This is a genomic window from Methylobacterium sp. Leaf125, from assembly GCF_001423085.1.
GTDB lineage: Bacteria > Pseudomonadota > Alphaproteobacteria > Rhizobiales > Beijerinckiaceae > Methylobacterium.
The window spans coordinates 110,878-126,105 of record NZ_LMNU01000004.1 but is presented as its reverse complement, the minus strand read 5'-3'; the positions used below and the strand labels follow the sequence as shown (position 1 = coordinate 126,105).

Annotated in this window: 14 protein-coding genes; 11 read left to right on the top strand and 3 right to left on the bottom strand. The window is 70.1% G+C overall.

All coding sequences use genetic code 11. The features are described from left to right. Nucleotides 1-10: 10 nt before the first annotated feature. The 6 genes from ASF58_RS07660 (at nucleotide 11) to ASF58_RS07635 (ending at nucleotide 9,388) form a co-directional block, all read left to right on the top strand. Nucleotides 11-1,369, top strand: a complete 1,359-nt coding sequence (locus ASF58_RS07660; protein WP_244477216.1) for a glycosyltransferase family 4 protein — start codon at nucleotides 11-13, stop codon at nucleotides 1,367-1,369. Beyond that, nucleotides 1,366-2,877: a lipopolysaccharide biosynthesis protein gene (locus ASF58_RS07655; RefSeq protein ID WP_055949842.1), complete on the top strand. Its 1,512-nt coding sequence runs from the start codon at nucleotides 1,366-1,368 to the stop codon at nucleotides 2,875-2,877. The genes ASF58_RS07660 and ASF58_RS07655 overlap by 4 nt, the downstream gene beginning before the upstream one ends. A gap of 148 nt (nucleotides 2,878-3,025) precedes the next feature. After that, nucleotides 3,026-4,246, top strand: coding sequence for an O-antigen ligase family protein (locus tag ASF58_RS07650; protein ID WP_156375576.1), 1,221 nt, complete (start codon nucleotides 3,026-3,028; stop codon nucleotides 4,244-4,246). 195 nt (nucleotides 4,247-4,441) lie between these two features. Then, nucleotides 4,442-5,527, top strand: a complete 1,086-nt coding sequence (locus tag ASF58_RS07645; protein WP_055949837.1) for an efflux RND transporter periplasmic adaptor subunit — start codon at nucleotides 4,442-4,444, stop codon at nucleotides 5,525-5,527. Then, nucleotides 5,524-8,625 carry an efflux RND transporter permease subunit gene (locus ASF58_RS07640; protein ID WP_055949835.1) on the top strand — a complete coding sequence of 1,034 codons (3,102 nt, stop codon included), beginning with the start codon at nucleotides 5,524-5,526 and terminating at the stop codon, nucleotides 8,623-8,625. Before ASF58_RS07645 ends, ASF58_RS07640 begins: the two co-directional genes overlap by 4 nt. A gap of 181 nt (nucleotides 8,626-8,806) precedes the next feature. Further along, a complete protein-coding gene (locus ASF58_RS07635) occupies nucleotides 8,807-9,388 on the top strand; it encodes a TetR/AcrR family transcriptional regulator (protein WP_055949832.1) in 582 nt (193 codons plus the stop codon). A 49-nt stretch (nucleotides 9,389-9,437) separates the two neighbouring features. Here ASF58_RS07635 and ASF58_RS07630 read toward each other — a convergent pair whose 3' ends face one another. Further along, nucleotides 9,438-9,815 carry a hypothetical protein gene (locus tag ASF58_RS07630; protein ID WP_055949829.1) on the bottom strand — a complete coding sequence of 126 codons (378 nt, stop codon included), beginning with the start codon at nucleotides 9,813-9,815 and terminating at the stop codon, nucleotides 9,438-9,440. 160 nt (nucleotides 9,816-9,975) lie between these two features. Beyond that, entirely contained in the window at nucleotides 9,976-10,398 is a 423-nt protein-coding gene (gene ndk / locus ASF58_RS07625; protein ID WP_055949826.1) for a nucleoside-diphosphate kinase, read from the bottom strand. A gap of 295 nt (nucleotides 10,399-10,693) precedes the next feature. Between ndk and ASF58_RS07620 the strand changes: the two genes are divergently transcribed. Further along, nucleotides 10,694-11,239: a DUF2147 domain-containing protein gene (locus ASF58_RS07620; RefSeq protein ID WP_055949823.1), complete on the top strand. Its 546-nt coding sequence runs from the start codon at nucleotides 10,694-10,696 to the stop codon at nucleotides 11,237-11,239. A 78-nt stretch (nucleotides 11,240-11,317) separates the two neighbouring features. Here the strand turns inward: ASF58_RS07620 and ASF58_RS07615 are convergent, their stop codons facing one another. After that, nucleotides 11,318-11,953 carry a glutathione S-transferase N-terminal domain-containing protein gene (locus tag ASF58_RS07615; RefSeq protein ID WP_055949820.1) on the bottom strand — a complete coding sequence of 212 codons (636 nt, stop codon included), beginning with the start codon at nucleotides 11,951-11,953 and terminating at the stop codon, nucleotides 11,318-11,320. A gap of 250 nt (nucleotides 11,954-12,203) precedes the next feature. Here ASF58_RS07615 and ASF58_RS07610 point away from each other — a divergent pair, with 250 nt between their 5' ends. The 4 genes from ASF58_RS07610 to ASF58_RS07595 all read left to right on the top strand — a co-directional run bounded on the left by ASF58_RS07610 (nucleotide 12,204) and on the right by ASF58_RS07595 (nucleotide 15,227). After that, complete coding sequence (locus ASF58_RS07610; protein ID WP_055950090.1) at nucleotides 12,204-12,461, top strand: hypothetical protein; 258 nt, start codon at nucleotides 12,204-12,206, stop codon at nucleotides 12,459-12,461. Nucleotides 12,462-12,604: 143 nt separating this feature from the next. Further along, nucleotides 12,605-13,021 carry a DUF4345 domain-containing protein gene (locus ASF58_RS07605; RefSeq protein ID WP_055949817.1) on the top strand — a complete coding sequence of 139 codons (417 nt, stop codon included), beginning with the start codon at nucleotides 12,605-12,607 and terminating at the stop codon, nucleotides 13,019-13,021. Continuing rightward, entirely contained in the window at nucleotides 13,018-15,033 is a 2,016-nt protein-coding gene (locus ASF58_RS07600; RefSeq protein WP_055949814.1) for an FUSC family protein, read from the top strand. Before ASF58_RS07605 ends, ASF58_RS07600 begins: the two co-directional genes overlap by 4 nt. After that, nucleotides 15,033-15,227 carry a DUF1656 domain-containing protein gene (locus ASF58_RS07595; protein WP_055949811.1) on the top strand — a complete coding sequence of 65 codons (195 nt, stop codon included), beginning with the start codon at nucleotides 15,033-15,035 and terminating at the stop codon, nucleotides 15,225-15,227. The genes ASF58_RS07600 and ASF58_RS07595 overlap by 1 nt, the downstream gene beginning before the upstream one ends. Nucleotide 15,228: the final 1 nt, after the last annotated feature.

The window sequence follows — 15,228 nt, the reverse complement described above, 5'->3', positions numbered from 1 at the left end:
CGCTTCCGTGATGACAGCTTCCGAAATGGCCGCTGCCCCGATGACGGCCTCGGGCCTCGCCCGCGCCCCGCTGGCGCCGTCCGCTGCCCCGGCTCATGCAGCGCGCGGCGCGGAGGGCGCCGCGCGGATCGCCGCCACCGGACCGCTGCGCATCCTGCATCTCAGCGCGCTTTACCCGCCCTACATCGTCGGCGGTGCCGAGCGCTCGGTGGAGCACCTCGCCGAGGAATTGGTCGCGGCCGGTCACATTGTGGCGGCGGCCTGCATCGCCCGGGAGGCCGAGCCCAAGACCGTGCGCAACGGCGTCACCGTCTATCGCATGGCCCACAACAACGATTTCTGGCTGGAGGACTGGCCCAAGGCGACACGGGTCGGCCGCACCTGGGCCAAGCTCAAGCAGCAGTGGAATTTCGCCATCGCCGCCGAGTTCGGCCGCGTCGTCGACGACTTCCGGCCCGACATCGTCAACACGCACTCGCTGCTCGACGTCTCGACCCTGGTCTGGCGCGAGGCGGCCAAGCGCGGCATCCCGATCGTTCACACGGTCTGCGAATACGACCTGATCTGCGGCAATGCCGCGATGTTCCGGCACGGCAAGCCCTGCACGCACTGGCACCTCGGCTGCAAGGTGGTGAACGCCACCAAGCAGATTACCAACCGGGCGGTGGGGGCCGTGGTCAGCGTCGGGACCGAGATCCTGAAGACCCACGTGGATCACGGCCTGTTCCGCCATCTTGCGCCGGAGCGCCGCCGGGTCATCTACTATTCCTGCACGGTACCGGACGGCGATCCCGAGGCGCGGCGGCAGATCGACCGCACCGGCCGACCGCTGACGTTCGGCTATCTCGGCCGCATCAACGTCGAGAAGGGCGTCGGCACCCTCGTCGACGCATTCCGCGCGGTCGGACCCGGCGACTGGCGCTGTCTCGTGGCCGGCCAGGCGATGGACGACTCGATCGACCGCTTCAGGGCGCAGGCCGAGGGCCTACCGATCGAGTTCGTGGGTTGGGCCAAGCCCGCCGACTTCCTCAGCGAGATCGACGTGCTCATCGTGCCCTCGTTCTGGGCCGAGCCCTCGCCGCGGACGATCTACGAGGCCTACGTCATGGGCGTGCCGGTGATCGGTGCGGCCTCGGGCGGCATCCCCGAGCTGATCGGCGAGGACAACGCCGCGTGGCTGTTCACGCCGGGCAATGCGGCCGAACTCGCCGACCGGGTCCGGGCCGTGATCGCCCGCGGTCGCGTCGACCTGCCGGACGAGCGCAGCTTCCAGCACGTCATCCGCGAATCGACCTCCGAGCGCGTGGCCGAGAAGTATCTCGACCTCTACGCCGAGCTTGTGGACGAGCGCCGGGCCGACCGCGCGTGAGCGCCACCGCACTGCTTCCGGGGCAGGCCGCCACCGCACCGGCCTCCCTCGGTGTCACCGACGAGCCGGACGTCTCCGGCCGCTCCTTCGCGGCGGCCCGGTGGGTGGCGGTGGCCTCGGTCGGCAACGTCGTGCTCAGCTTCGGGGTGTTCCTGGTGCTGGCCCGACTGATCGAGCCCGCCGAGTTCGGGCTCGTCGCCGTCGCCGCCGTCTTCATCGACATCCTGCAGATCGTCGCCCGCGGCGGCCTGCCCGATGCGGTGGTCCAGCAGGCCGACCTCGACGAGGCCTTCGCCGCCACGGCCTTCTGGGTGACCCTGGCCTCCAGCGTCGTCTACGCGGCGGCCCTCGTCGGTCTGTCCTGGCCGATCGCCTGGTTGCTCGACCTGCCCGAACTGCGTCCCGCCCTCTGCGCGCTCTCCGCCTGCTTCGTGATTTCGGCCCTGGGCGCGATCCACGAGGCGCGCCTTCAGCGCAGCTTCGGCTTCCGCAAGCTCGCCCTGCGGGCGCTGGGCGCGAACATCCTCGGGGGCGCCGCCGCTCTGGCCCTGGCGCTCGCGGATTACGGAGTCTGGAGCCTCGTGGTCCAGCGCCTCGTCGCCACCGGTGCGACCACACTCCTGACCTGGGCGGCGATGCCCTGGGTCCCGGCCCGGCGCCTGGATCTCGCGGCGGCCCGGCGCCAGCTCGCCTTCGGCTCGCGGGTCTTCTCCACCAACCTGCTGCTGGTGTTCTCGATCCGCAGCCAGGAGGTGATCGCCGCCTATTTCCTGTCCACCACCGATGTCGGTCACTTGCGCCTCGCCTGGCGCTGTATCGATCTCGTGAGCCAGGTCGCGGTGATCCCGTTCTCGGCCGTCGCGCTGACCACCTATGCGCGCCTGCAGGATCGCCCTGCCGACCTCGCCGCCGCCTTCCACGATTTCACCCGGACCTCGGCGTTCCTGGCGCTGCCGGCCTTCTTCGGCATGGCGGCCGTCGCCCCGACGCTGATCCCGTTCCTGTTCGGCGATCAGTGGCACGATGCGGCGCCGGTCCTGCGCATCCTCGCGCTCCTGGCGCCGGAATTCGTCGTGACCTCCATGCTGTGGATGATCTTTACGGCCCTGGGCCGCAGCGGCACCGCCCTGAAGCTCGCCGGCGTCCAGTTCGGGATCGGAGCCGTGGCGGCGATCCTCACCGGACCGTTCGGCCTGTCGGCCCTCGTCATCGGCCACGTAGTCCGGGCCTACCTGTTCTCGCCCCTGATCGTCGCGCGGGCGGGGCGCTTCGTCCCGGTGAGCAACGGGGGTCTCGTCGGGGTGCTGCTGCCCGCCACCGCCTGCGCCGGAGCCATGGCGGCCGTGGTGCTCCTGATGCAGGAGCCGATCCATGCGGGCCTCGGCGACCGCCTCGGCCTGTTCGCCTGCGTGAGCTTGGGCATGATGGCCTATGGCGCCCTCGCCCTGGTCTTCCTGCGTCCCACGGTCCGCGCGGCGCTCGGGTTCTTCGTCCGCCGCGGCGGCTGAGCCGGGCGCGTTCCGCCGCCTGCACGCTTCGCAAACCTTTGCGCGCGAGAGTGCGCGCGTGGTCGGAGGCGTGCCCCCGCCGGGTTCACGGCGTATTCTCGGAGGGTCCGGAGCGATGACGGGGCCAGCGGAGCCGATTGCGGTCGGGATGCAACGGACGCGGGCGGTGCCGATCGTGGCCGACCGTGCCGCCGTGTTCCTGCTCGGAGTCGCGTTGCAGCTCAACGTCCTGACGTCGAGCTTCGGATTGCCGGTCCAACGCCTGTCGGACCTCCTGCCCTTCCTGCTGATCCCTTGGTTCGGCCTGCGCCGCGCCGTGATCGTCGAGGGGCTGCGCCAGGCTGTCCCGATCGGAGCCGTCGGCATTCTGATTGCCCTCTCGCTGGTGCTGAAGGCCGAGATCCAGGCGGGCGACGTCTACCTGACCCTCGTCCTGCTGCTCTACTTCGTCCTGGCGATGATCCTGCTCGTGATGTTCCGCGACCGAAGCCTGGAGAACGCCTTCTGCTGGGGCCTTCTCGCAGGCCTCGGCGGATCGCTGGTCGTCCTGCTGCTCTCGTCCTCCGGACTCCCCCTGGACCGCTTCGGCCTCGGAGTTCCGACCGACGGCCTGGACGAGGAACTCAAGCTCTTCGTCGAGGACAAGCAGGGCGGCCTCTGGGCGTCGGGAAACGAGACCGGCCACGTCTTCGCCCTCGGCGGGGCCGCGGCCCTGCTGCTCAGCCTGCGCTACCGCCTGAACCTGATCTACCTTGCCTATTTCGCGGCCCTGCTGGCGAGCTTCCCCCTGACCAACAACCGCTCCGGGTTGTTCATGCCGGTGCTGATCCTGCTGGTGCTGATGCGCCGCAGCATCCGGCTGCAGGTGGTGCTGCCCGTCCTCGGGGTGCTCGGGATCCTGCTCATCGGCTTCTCGATGACGGGCGAGATCCCCCTGCCCCAGAAGCTGGCGCAGTCGATCGAGACGCGCTTTGCCGGCGACGGCAACGTCTCGGGCAACGCCGACGAGCGCTTCATCTCCGGCTTCACCGCCCTGCAACTCGTGGCCGAGTACCCGTTCGGCGTTGGCGAGACCACGCGGCGCGAAGAACTCCGCGCCCTCACCGGGCTCGTGACGCCGCATAACGGCTTCATCTCCCTCGCGCTCCAGAGCGGCATCGCGACGGCCCTGCTCCTCCTCGCCGCCCTGGTGCGCATCGCCCTCGCACCCGCCGCTGCCGGTCCCTTCGCCGCCTACACGGCCCTGTTCCTGGTGCCCTCGATGATGTTCGAGGAACTGTCGGTGAACCAGTACTTCCTCTTCTTCATGGCGGTGCTGCTGGCCTCCCTGGTCGTGCGGTCCGGCCCGGCGCCAGCGCCAGGGCGCTGAGGGGCACGGGTGCCGCGTTGACCGATCCGGTCGTTCAGAACTCCTGATCAGGGACTTCACCTCTCCCGGTGTTCCTGTTTCCCCGTGTCCATTCGCACGCCGGCCGCCACAGCATCCTTGACCCCGACCCTTCACCAAAATAGATTATGATCGTAATTTTAGGGCGGCGGACGGTCCGGCTGCGGAGGATGCGTCATGCAGAAGTGGTTCGTACCCGGACTTGCCACCCTCGCCCTCGGCGCGTGCTCGCCGGCGGAGACGGCGGTGAACCCCGAGCCGCCCCTGGTTCAGATCGCCGAGGTGGCCCCCGGCCCCGACGCGGTCTCGCGCTACACCGGGGTGATCCGGGCCCGCACCGAGAGCAATCTCGGCTTCCGGGTCGGTGGCAAGATCTTCGACCGCCTCGTGGATCCGGGTGATCGGGTGCGCCGCGGCCAGCCCCTGATGCGCCTCGACCGCACCGACTTCTCGCTTGCCCTGAATGCCGCCCGCGCCTCCGTCGAGGCGGCCCGGGCCCAGATGATCAAGGCCAAGGCCGACGAGGAGCGCAGCCGCAAGCTGGTGGCCGACGGCTGGACCTCGCGGCAGACCTACGACCAGAACAAGGGCGCGGCCGATGCCGCCATCGCTCAGTTCGCCAATGCCGAGGCCCAGGCCAGCCAGATTCAGAACCAGGCGGGCTATGCCGAACTCCAGGCCGATGCGGACGGCGTCGTGATGGAGGTGCCTTCCGAGCCCGGCCAGGTGGTCGCGGCCGGGCAGACGGTGGTCAAGCTCGCCCGCGACGGGGCGCGCGAGGCGGAGGTGTTCCTGCCCGAGGGCAGCCGCCGCGCCGCCGAAGGGGAGGCTTCCGCCACTCTCTATGCCGAAGGCGCGGCGACCTACCCGGTGCGCCTGCGTGAATTGTCGGCCACCGCCGACCCGGCCACCCGCACCTACCGGGCGCGCTACATCCTGTCGGGCGGCGGCGAGGCCGCGCCCCTGGGCGCCACCGTCACCCTTCAGCTCAGGGCCCCCGCGACGGCCCGCCTGCCGCGCGTCGAGGTGCCCCTCGCGGCCCTGTTCGACCAGGGGCGCGGCACCGCGGTCTGGCGCTACGATGCCGCCACCGAGACCGTGCGTCCGCAGATCGTACAGGTCGCCCGCCTGGGCGAGGAGCGCGCGGAGATCGTCGGCGGCCTCAACCCCGGCGACCGGATCGTGGCGCTCGGCGCGCATCTCCTCAAGGCGGACCAGCGGGTGCGCCCGGCGCCCGCCAGCATGACCGGAGTGGTGCGATGAGCGGCTTCAATCTCTCGGCGCTCGCCGTCCGCGAGCGGGCCGTCACCCTGTTCCTGCTGATCGCCCTTACGGGGGCGGGCTTCTTCGCCTTCGAGAAGCTCGGGCGGGCCGAGGACCCGGCCTTCACCGTCAAGGTCATGACGGTCTCGGCCGCCTGGCCCGGCGCCACGGCGGAGGAGATGCAGCGCCAGGTCGCCGACCCCCTGGAGAAGCGTCTGCAGGAGCTCGTCTATTACGACCGGGCCGAGACCACGGTGCGCCCAGGCCTGATGGTGACGAAGGTCATCTTCAAGGATGCGATGCCCCCGGCCAAGCTCCCGTCGGAGTTCTACCAGACCCGCAAGAAGCTCTCCGACCAGGCCTCCAGCCTGCCACGCGGGGTACTGGGACCGCTCTTCAACGACGAGTTCTCGGACATCTACTTCGCCCTCTACGCCGTGCAGGCCAAGGGCCTGCCGCATCGCGAGCTCGTGCTGCGCGCCGAGGACCTGCGCCAGCGCCTGCTGCGGGTGCCGGGCGTGGAAAAGATCAACATCCTGGGCGAGCAGGCTCAGAAGATCTTCGTCGAGATCTCCTACCAGCGCCTCGCGACCCTCGGCGTCACCGGCCAGCAGCTGCTGGCTGCGCTGGCCAACCAGAACGACGTCACCCCGGCCGGCTTCGTCGAGGCGGCGGGTCCACGCGTGTACCTGCGCCTCGACGGGGCCATTGACGGGCTCGACGCGATCCGCGACCTGCCCGTGGCCGCCGGTGACCGCAGCCTCAAGCTCGGCGACATCGCCGAGGTCCGGCGCGGCTACGAGGACCCCAAAACCTTCGAGATCCGCAACGACGGCGAGCCGTCCCTGATGCTCGGCCTCGTGATGAAGCCGGGCTTCAACGGTCTCAAGCTCGGCGAGGCGCTCAATGCCGAGGAAGTGGCGATCCACCATGAGACGCCGGTGGGCATCAGCTTCACCAAGATCACCGATCAGGCCAAGGTCATCGACGACGCCATCCACGAATTCATGGTCAAGTTCTTCACCGCCCTCGGCGTGGTGATCTTCGTCTCCCTGGTGGCGCTCGGCTTCCGGGTCGGCATCGTGGTGGCCCTGGCCGTGCCGCTCACCCTCTCGGCGGTGTTCGTGGTGATGATGGTCACCGGCCGCGACTTCGATCGCATCACGCTGGGCGCCCTCATCATCTCGCTCGGCCTCCTCGTCGACGACGCCATCATTGCCATCGAGATGATGGTGGTGCGCATGGAGGAAGGCGCCGACCGCATCGAGGCGGCGACCTATGCCTGGAGCGCCACGGCCGCGCCGATGCTCACCGGCACCCTGGTGACTATCGCGGGCTTCCTGCCCGTGGGCTTTGCCGCCTCCACGGCAGGTGAGTACGCCGGCAACATCTTCTGGGTGGTGGCCTTCTCGCTGATCATCTCCTGGATCGTGGCCGTGACCTTCACGCCCTATCTCGGCGTCAAGCTCCTGCCGAACATCATGACGGTGGCGGGCGGCCACGACGCGATCTACGCCACGAAGACCTACGAGCGCCTGCGCCGCGTCGTGCGCCTGTCCGTCGACCACAAGTGGCTCGCCGCCGGCATCACCGTGGGGCTCTTCGCCCTCGCCGTGGTGGCGATGGGCAAGGTCGAGCAGCAATTCTTCCCGAATTCGGAACGCCCCGAGCTCATCGTCGAGGTCACGCTGCCGGCGGGCTCGGCCTTCGCCACCACCGAGGCCAGCGTCAAGCGGGTCGAGGCGGCCGTGCGCGACCTGGCCGAGGCCAAAGAGATCACGAGCTATATCGGGCAGGGTATGCCGCGCTTCGTCCTCTCCTTCGATCCCGAGCTGCCCGATCCGGCCTTCGCGCAGATCGTGGTGCAGACGGCCGACGCCCAGGCGCGCGACGTCCTCCGGGGCAAGGTGCGCCAGCTCGTGGAGGACGGCCGCTTTCCGGAAGCCCGCGTGCGGGTGCTCCAGATCGTGTTCGGCCCACCCATCCGCTTTCCCGTCGCCTTTCGGGTGGTGGGGCCCGACCTCGATGTCATCCGCGGCATCGCCGCCGAGGTTCGGGAGGTCATGGCAGCCAATCCCAACATGCGCCTCGTGCACCTCGACTGGGGTGACAAGACCCCGAGCCTGCGCCTCGCCTTCGACCAGGAACGCCTGCGCCTCATCGGCCTGACCCCGAAGGAGGCCGGCCAGCAGCTGCAGAGCTACCTCAACGGCACGCCCGCCACCCAGGTGCGCGAGAACCTGCGCTCCGTCGACGTCGTCCTGCGCAGCCCCGGGCCCGAGCGGCGCTCCCTGGGCGAGATCGGCGACCTGACGCTGACGACCAGGGACGGGCGCCAGGTGCCGGTCTCGCAGGTGGCGCGCCTGGAGAGCCGGACCGAGGAGGCGGTGCTCAAGCGCTACAACCGCGAGACCTACATCCGCGTCCAGGGCGACGTGCTCGACGGCAAGCAGCCGCCGGACATCCACGCCCAGGTCTTTCCCCTCCTGGCGCCGATCAAGGCCAAGCTCCCGCCGGGCTACCGCATCGATACCGCGGGTGCCGTGGAGGAGAGCGAGAAGGCGATGCTGTCCCTGGTGGCGGTGTTCCCGATCATGCTGATCGTGACGCTCACCGTCATCATGATCCAGGTCCGCTCATTCGCCACCATGTTCATGGTCTTCGCCACCGCGCCCCTCGGTCTGGTGGGCGCAGCCCCGACGCTGTTGCTCTTCCACCAGCCCTTCGGCTTCAACGCGATCCTGGGGCTGATCGCCCTCTCAGGCATCCTGATGCGCAACACCCTGATCCTGGTGGACCAGATCCACCACGATCAGGCGGCGGGCCTGGGGGATTACGACGCCATCGTGGAATCCACCGTGCGCCGGGCGCGCCCCGTGATCCTGACGGCGGCCGCCGCCATGCTGGCCTTCATTCCCCTCACCCACTCGGTGTTCTGGGGGGCGCTGGCCTACGTGCTGATCGGCGGCGTCGGCGTCGGCACCCTGCTGACCCTCCTGTTCCTGCCCGCCCTTTATGCGCTCTGGTTCCGGGTGGCCCGTCAGCCACGCGCCGCAGGGGACGCAACCGAGGCGGCACCGCAGGCGGCCGGGACCTGACGTGGGCACGGGGTGAGATCCCGGCGTCGATGATATAAGCGCATCGCGCTGGGCTTCCTCAGCCTCGCGCGGTCCGTCGGCCGACCCGCACCCTGCCCCCTCGGCGGGTCGGCCGACGCGGACCTGTATTGATGACGGCCCGCATCTATATAAGACCGGGACGGCAACGGGAGAGCCGGAGATGCCGAGAGTTTCGCAGGAGCAGGCCAAGCTCAACCGCCAACGGGTCGTCGAGGTCGCCGCCGCCCTGTTCCGGGAGCGTGGCCTCCACGGAGTCGGGGTGGCCGACATCATGGCCTCGGCCGGCCTGACGCATGGCGGCTTCTACGGCCAGTTCGCCAGCAAGGATGCGCTGGCCGTCGAGGCGTTCGACTCGGCCCTCGGGGAGGACCGACGCGGCGCCCTGGACATGCTGATCGCCAACTACCTGTCCGTCGGCCACGTCCAGTCGCCCGGCATGGGCTGCCCCCTCGCCGCCCTGGCCAACGACGTGGCCCGCGAGCCGACGGGGAGTCCCCTGCGGGCACGCTTTACCCACGGGGTTCGGCACCTCGTCGGTCTGCTGTCCGAGCTCTCGCCCCAGGGTGCGAAGGAGCGCCGCCGGCAGCGAGCGCTCGCCAAGTTGTCCACCCTCGTGGGCGCCGTCGTCCTGGCCCGGGCGGTGGACGATCCGGGCCTCGCCGACGAGCTCCTCCAGGCCGCGCGCATCGCGGCGGGGGAGCGGGGAGACGCGCCGGCTCCGGACAACGCGTCGTCGCACTGAAGCGGCTCCAACGCGTTGCCAGCCGCGGCTGTCCGGGACGAGCCGAGCCTTACGCCGGACGCGGCAGCTTGCAGCTGTCGAGGGCGTTCAGCGCCTTGGCGCGGGCGGAATCATTGAAGTAGCCGGTGCTGCGGTAGGCATCGAGTTCGCTTCTGTCGAGGCTTGCCAGCGTCTGGTTCGCGTAGCAGCCACAGGGGCGAGCGAGGGAGACCTCGGAGACGTTCTGCAGGCGGGCCTGGGTGACCGTGCAGGCGTGACGCACGCGCCCGGTCAGGTTGCCGGCGGAGGCCGTCTTCAGCGCCGGATCGGGGGTGTAGCCTTCGAGCGACGCGGTCGGGCCGGACTTGTTGGTATTGCAGGCGGCGACGAGCGAGAGCAGGCCGGCGGCGAGCAGGAGTCGGCCGGTGCGCGGGGCGATGGAGCGCATGGAATGATGGGTCCGTGAAAGCGATTCGGGAACGAACCGGTTTCACGTCCGTGCCCCCGCCGCGCAAGGGCGCCGGGGCCACACTGGGACGGCAAACGCCGAAGCTTCCGGGAAGCTCCGGCGCGCCGGTTTGGTCGACCGTGTCCGAACCCCGAAGGATTCAGCCGGCGATGTCGGAATCCTGGAAGAACTGGGCGATCTCGGCCTTGGCGTTGTCGAGGCTGTCGGAGCCGTGAACGGTGTTCTCGCCGACCGACTCGGAGAAGGTCTTGCGGATGGTGCCCTCATCGGCGTTGGCCGGGTTGGTGGCGCCCATCACTTCGCGGTACTTGGCAACGGCGTTCTCGCCCTCGAGCACCTGCACGACGACCGGCCCGGAGGTCATGAACTCCACGAGCTCGCCGAAGAAGGGGCGCTCCTTGTGGATCTCGTAGAACTTCTCGGCCTGGGCGCGGCTCATCTGGATGCGGCGCTGGCCGACGATGCGCAGGCCCGCCTTCTCGATCACGGCGTTGACCGCTCCGGTCAGGTTCCGCTTCGTCGCGTCGGGCTTGAGAATGGAGAAGGTGCGCTCGGTGGCCATGGTCCGTCCGGTTGTGATCGCTCAGCCGAAAATGGCTTCGGCGCCGGGCTTATAGCCGGCAGGCTCCCGCCCCTCAACCCGAGGCGCGAACGCGGGGGATAACCCGACGATCGGTGCCGGTTTTCCCGCCGCCATGGCTTTGGCGCAACAGCGCCGGAAAATCGCCCGAATGCGGACGCCTCCTGTGGCCAGACGAACACGGCCCTGCCGCCGCGCCGGGTCGCTTGCCGATCCCCTTGCCGACTCTCTGGCCGCCGGCCTCCTGCCGCAGCCACGCCACGATGGAGACCAGGACATGCGCGTCGCTCTTACCGCCGCCCTCATCCTCACCGGCCTCGCCCCTGCATCCGCCGCCCCCGCGCAGGACCCCTCGGGCACCTGGCTCACCGGAGACGGCCGCGCCAAGGTCCGCATCGACCGCTGCGGTCCGGGTGCCGCCAACATCTGCGGGAAGGTGGTGTGGGCCAAGACTGCGACCAACGAGGACGGGACCCCGCGCACGGATATCAAGAATCCCGATCCGAAGAAGCGCAGCCGCCCGGTGCTTGGCCTGACGCTCCTCGATAATCTGAAGCCCGAGGAGGCGAAGTTCTCCGGCGAGATCTACAACGCCGACGAGGGCAAGATGTACCAGGTCAGCCTGGAGCGCGAGAGCAACTCCGAGCTCTCGGTCTCCGGCTGCCTCCTCAAGGTCCTGTGCGGCTCGCAGACCTGGACCCGGGTGCCGGACGTGAACCAGCAGGCCTCCGCCGCCACGCCCGACTCGGCGCCCGCTCCCCGGCCCGCACCGAAGGCCGCCAAGGCCGCCCCCGCGAAGGCGGTCGCGCCGCCGGCCGAGTGATGGCGGCCAGAGGACGCCCGCCACGGGACGCCGGCCAGTGACACCCTTGAGGTGACGCTGGCTGGGTGAGGCAGCCGCTCAGACCGCCGCGAATCCCCGCTGCACGGCCGGCCGCGCCATGACGCGGTCGAGCCAGGCCCGCACGTGGGGCACGCTGGCGAGCTCGATGCTCTGCTTCTCGTGGTACTTGGCCCAGGGCAGGATCGCGATGTCGGCGATGGAGAAGTCGCCCGCCACGAATTCGTGGTCCGCGAGGTGCCGGTCGAGCACGCCGTAGAGGCGCTGCGCCTCCGCGGTGAACCGGTCGATGGCGTAGGGGATCTTCTCCTGCGCGTAGATGCGGAAATGATGGACCTGGCCGAGCATCGGCCCGAAGCCACCGACCTGCCAGAACAGCCACTCGTCCACCGCTACCCGGGCGCGCGCGTCGGCCGGGTAGAGGCAGCCGGTCTTGCGCCCGAGATACTGCAGGATCGCACCGGACTCGAACACCGTGATGGGCTCGCCCCCCGGTCCGTCCGGGTCGACGATGGCGGGAATCTTGTTGTTCGGCGAGATCTTCAGGAAGTCGGGCGCCATCTGGTCGCCCCGGCCGATATTCACCGGCACCACCCGGTAGGGCAGCCCGCACTCCTCCAGCATGATCGGGATCTTCCAGCCATTCGGCGTGCTCCAGGTGTGCACGTCGATGGGTTTTCCCGGCGCGTGTGCCATGCTGATGTTTCCGACCTTATTCAGGCTCGCTCGACCCGCCGAAACAATCGGGAACGCGAGCGGATGGTTGCAGACTCCGTGCCATCGCTCCGACACGTGGCACGAGCGGTGGATCGCGTCGATACCCGTACAAATGGCACTTGCCCTCGCCCGGGGTTGTGGCTGTGATGCGGCCGGCCCGCCACACGGCGGCGCCCAAGCGTCCCCGGGGGTCGTCATGCTGTCGTTCCGTTCGCGTCACACCCGTGCTTTGTTCGCGGGCTTGCTGCTTCTGGCAAGTCCCCTCCTTCTGACAAGCCCGTTCGTCGCCAGCGGTGCGCTGGCACAAGCCGCGGCGGCGAAGCCCGCCAAGGAGTTCAGCGTCGGCCAGAGCGCCGCGCGCGAGCGTCAGAAGAAATGCGGCGCCGAGTGGCGCGCCCTCTCGGTCGCCGACAAGGCCGCGCAGGGACCGAAATGGCCGCAATACTACAGCAAATGCGTCAAGCGCCTGAAACAGATGAAGGCCTGAGGCGACCCGGCCGCGCGCGATCTTCCGCGGGCGGCCGACATCCCGTGCGGAACCGAGCCGGTCCTTTCGCGGGTCGCCAAGGAACGTAAGCCTGGCCGTCCCGGTTGCCGATCCTGACAGGCGGATTCCGAACGGACGCGACGATGCGGGAACGGCAGGCGCTGCAGCGCGCGGTGGCGGTGATGGCCCTGGTCCCGGTGGCCTCCGGTCTCTACGGCGTGCTGTTCGGCCTGAACGGGATCGGACACGGCGGCCTCGTCGACGTCTCCGCCGACAGCCACTTCCGATACCTCTCCGGCCTGCACATGGGCATCGGCATCCTGTTCTGGACCTGCGTGCCCGGCATCGAGGCCAAGACCACCCTGTTCCGCTTCCTCACCCTGGTGGTGGCCCTCGGTGGACTCGCCCGCCTCCTCGGCTGGGCTCTGACGGGATTGCCGTCCTTCCTGATGCTGGCCGCCCTGGCCGTCGAACTCCTCGTCACCCCGCTGCTCTGTCTGTGGCAGGCCCGGGTCGCGGCGCGTGCCCCCGACGCGATGCCCGGCGGAGTCCCGGGGTGAGCACCGTCGCCGACAGCCTGCCCCGCCTGCCGGACCGGATCCTCGCCGCCCTCGAGCGCGTGATCCCGAAGCCCGCCGCCTGGGCCTTCGCCGTGCGGATCTGGCTCGCCATGGTCCTGGCTCTCTACGCGGCCTTCTGGCTGCAGCTCTCGAGCGCCTCCTCGGCGGCCGTCTGCGTGGCGATCCTGGCCCAGCCCAAGCGCGGGCAGGCCCTGTCGAAGGCACTCTACCGCTTTCTCGGCACCCTGGTGGGCGCTGCCGTGGCCATTGTCCTGATGGCGCTGTTCGCGCAGGACCGGGTGGTGCTCCTGGTCGCCTTCGCGACCTGGCTCGGCCTGTGCGTCTTCACCGCCCACTTTCTGCAGGATACCCGCGCCTACGGGGCGATGCTGTCGGGCTACACCGTGGCGATCATCGCCATCGCCCATATCGATACGCCACAGAGCACCTTCGACGCGGCCGTCGAACGGGTCGCCGCGATCACGCTCGGTATCGTGGCGATCACCTTCATCAACGACGCCCTCGGGTCGCCGAGCATCTGGCGGACCGTGCGCGACACCCTCGGCGACGCCCTCGCGGAGACCCGGGCCTTCGCCCGCGAGACCCTGACGCAGGGCGATCCCGGCTCCGAGCGGACCGCGGCGCTGATCCGCAAGATCGCCGCCCTGCGGGGCGACGCCAGCGCCATCGCGGGTGAACTCGACGACGGGCCGGACCGGGCCGCGGGGGCCCGCAGCGCCATCGCGGCGCTCTACGTCATGGCGGCGGCCGCCCGCCATCTTCGCGGGGCCGTGGCCCGCCTCCCGGCCCCGCCGCCCGCCGTGGTGGAGGCGCGCGCCCTCTGCCTCGGGCTCACGGAGCCGGAGGCCGACGCGGTCCGGGCGGCGGCACGTCTGTCGGATCTCGTCGAGGATGCGGTGCGCACGGGCGGCCAGCCCCTCGACGCGATCCTCGCCCTGCAGCGCGCCCTCGACTTCGCCCGGGCGGCCGCCTTCGCGGCGGACGGGCATTGCGTCCTCGCCCATGGCGGCCGCCCCTTGCGCGACGTGCCGCTCCCGACCCACCGCGACATGCCGGAAGCCCTTCGGGGCGCCATGCGGGTGGTGATCGCCTTCGGCCTCACGGCTCTCCTGCTCGTCGCCACGGGATGGCCCGCGACCTCCTTCGCCCTGGTCCAGGTGGCGTCGACCTGCTCGCTCTCCTCGATCACCCCCGACCCGCGCGTCTTCGCCAAGGGCGTGCTCATCGGCATGCCGCTGGCAGCCCTCTGCGCCGGTCTCGTGCTGTTCGGGGCGCTCGCCGGCGTCCAGGGCTTTCCCCTGCTGGCCATCGCCATAGCGCCGGTGGTCTTCGCCGCCTGCTTCCTCAGCCTCAATCCGCCGACCTTCGGCATCGGTTTCATCCTGCTGGTGTTCTTCCCCGTGCTGCTCTCGCCCGCCAACCCCCAGAGCTACGACCCGCAGGGGTTCCTCACCAACGCGTTCCTGGTGATCTTCGCGGCCCTGATCCTCTTCTTCACCGTCCGGGTCATCCTTCCCGTCTCCAATGCCCGTCACCGCGCCTTCGCCCTCGATTCGGCCCGGCGCGCCCTGGTCGAGGCCCTGGCAGGCCGAGGCGGCGACGCCACGACGCGGACCAGCCTCAACAGCGACCGTCTGCTGCAATTCGCCCGCTGGAGCTCGGGCAGCGCGGCCGTGCGCCGGGCGAATCTCGACCGCGCCTTCGACCTCGCCCGGATGGAGTCGGCCGCCGCCCGCGCCCAGGCGCAGTTGCGCGGTCTCGCCCGGGACAAGGCCCTGACGTCGGTCGCCGGCCGGGCCGGCGCGGCCCTCGCGAACGTCGATGTCGGCCGGATGCGGGAGGCCGCTGCGGCCCTTCTCGCCGCCGGCGGACAGGCCGATCCGGCCACGCGCCTGCACCTTGCCCGGGCGGTGAGCGACCTCGCAACCGCCGCCCACGTTGCCGAGGGCCAGGGGCGCTTCCTGCGGCGCCTCGGCATCCAAGTCGCCTGATGCGCAGCGACCTCGATCTCGGCGGCGTGATGCTCTCGCCCTTCGTGGCCTACGCCGCCGGCGCACTGGCGATCCTCGTGGGGCTGCGCCTGATCTTCGCGCGCCTGCGCATCGCCCGCTACGTCGCCAACCCACCCCTGGCGGAAGCCGGCCTCTACGTCTGCATCCTCGCTCTCCTGATCGTGTTCCTGTGAC

Bases quoted from the DNA above. Each gene is read 5' to 3' on its own strand.
- ASF58_RS07630 (WP_055949829.1), bottom strand. From the start codon at position 9,815: ATGCGCTCCATCGCCCCGCGCACCGGCCGACTCCTGCTCGCCGCCGGC.
- ASF58_RS07615 (WP_055949820.1), bottom strand. From the start codon at position 11,953: ATGGCACACGCGCCGGGAAAACCCATCGACGTGCACACCTGGAGCACG.
- ASF58_RS07645 (WP_055949837.1), top strand. From the start codon at position 4,442: ATGCAGAAGTGGTTCGTACCCGGACTTGCCACCCTCGCCCTCGGCGCG.
- ASF58_RS07635 (WP_055949832.1), top strand. From the start codon at position 8,807: ATGCCGAGAGTTTCGCAGGAGCAGGCCAAGCTCAACCGCCAACGGGTC.
- ASF58_RS07640 (WP_055949835.1), top strand. From the start codon at position 5,524: ATGAGCGGCTTCAATCTCTCGGCGCTCGCCGTCCGCGAGCGGGCCGTC.
- ndk (WP_055949826.1), bottom strand. From the start codon at position 10,398: ATGGCCACCGAGCGCACCTTCTCCATTCTCAAGCCCGACGCGACGAAG.
- ASF58_RS07595 (WP_055949811.1), top strand. From the start codon at position 15,033: ATGCGCAGCGACCTCGATCTCGGCGGCGTGATGCTCTCGCCCTTCGTG.
- ASF58_RS07620 (WP_055949823.1), top strand. From the start codon at position 10,694: ATGCGCGTCGCTCTTACCGCCGCCCTCATCCTCACCGGCCTCGCCCCT.
- ASF58_RS07605 (WP_055949817.1), top strand. From the start codon at position 12,605: ATGCGGGAACGGCAGGCGCTGCAGCGCGCGGTGGCGGTGATGGCCCTG.
- ASF58_RS07660 (WP_244477216.1), top strand. From the start codon at position 11: ATGACAGCTTCCGAAATGGCCGCTGCCCCGATGACGGCCTCGGGCCTC.
- ASF58_RS07650 (WP_156375576.1), top strand. From the start codon at position 3,026: ATGCAACGGACGCGGGCGGTGCCGATCGTGGCCGACCGTGCCGCCGTG.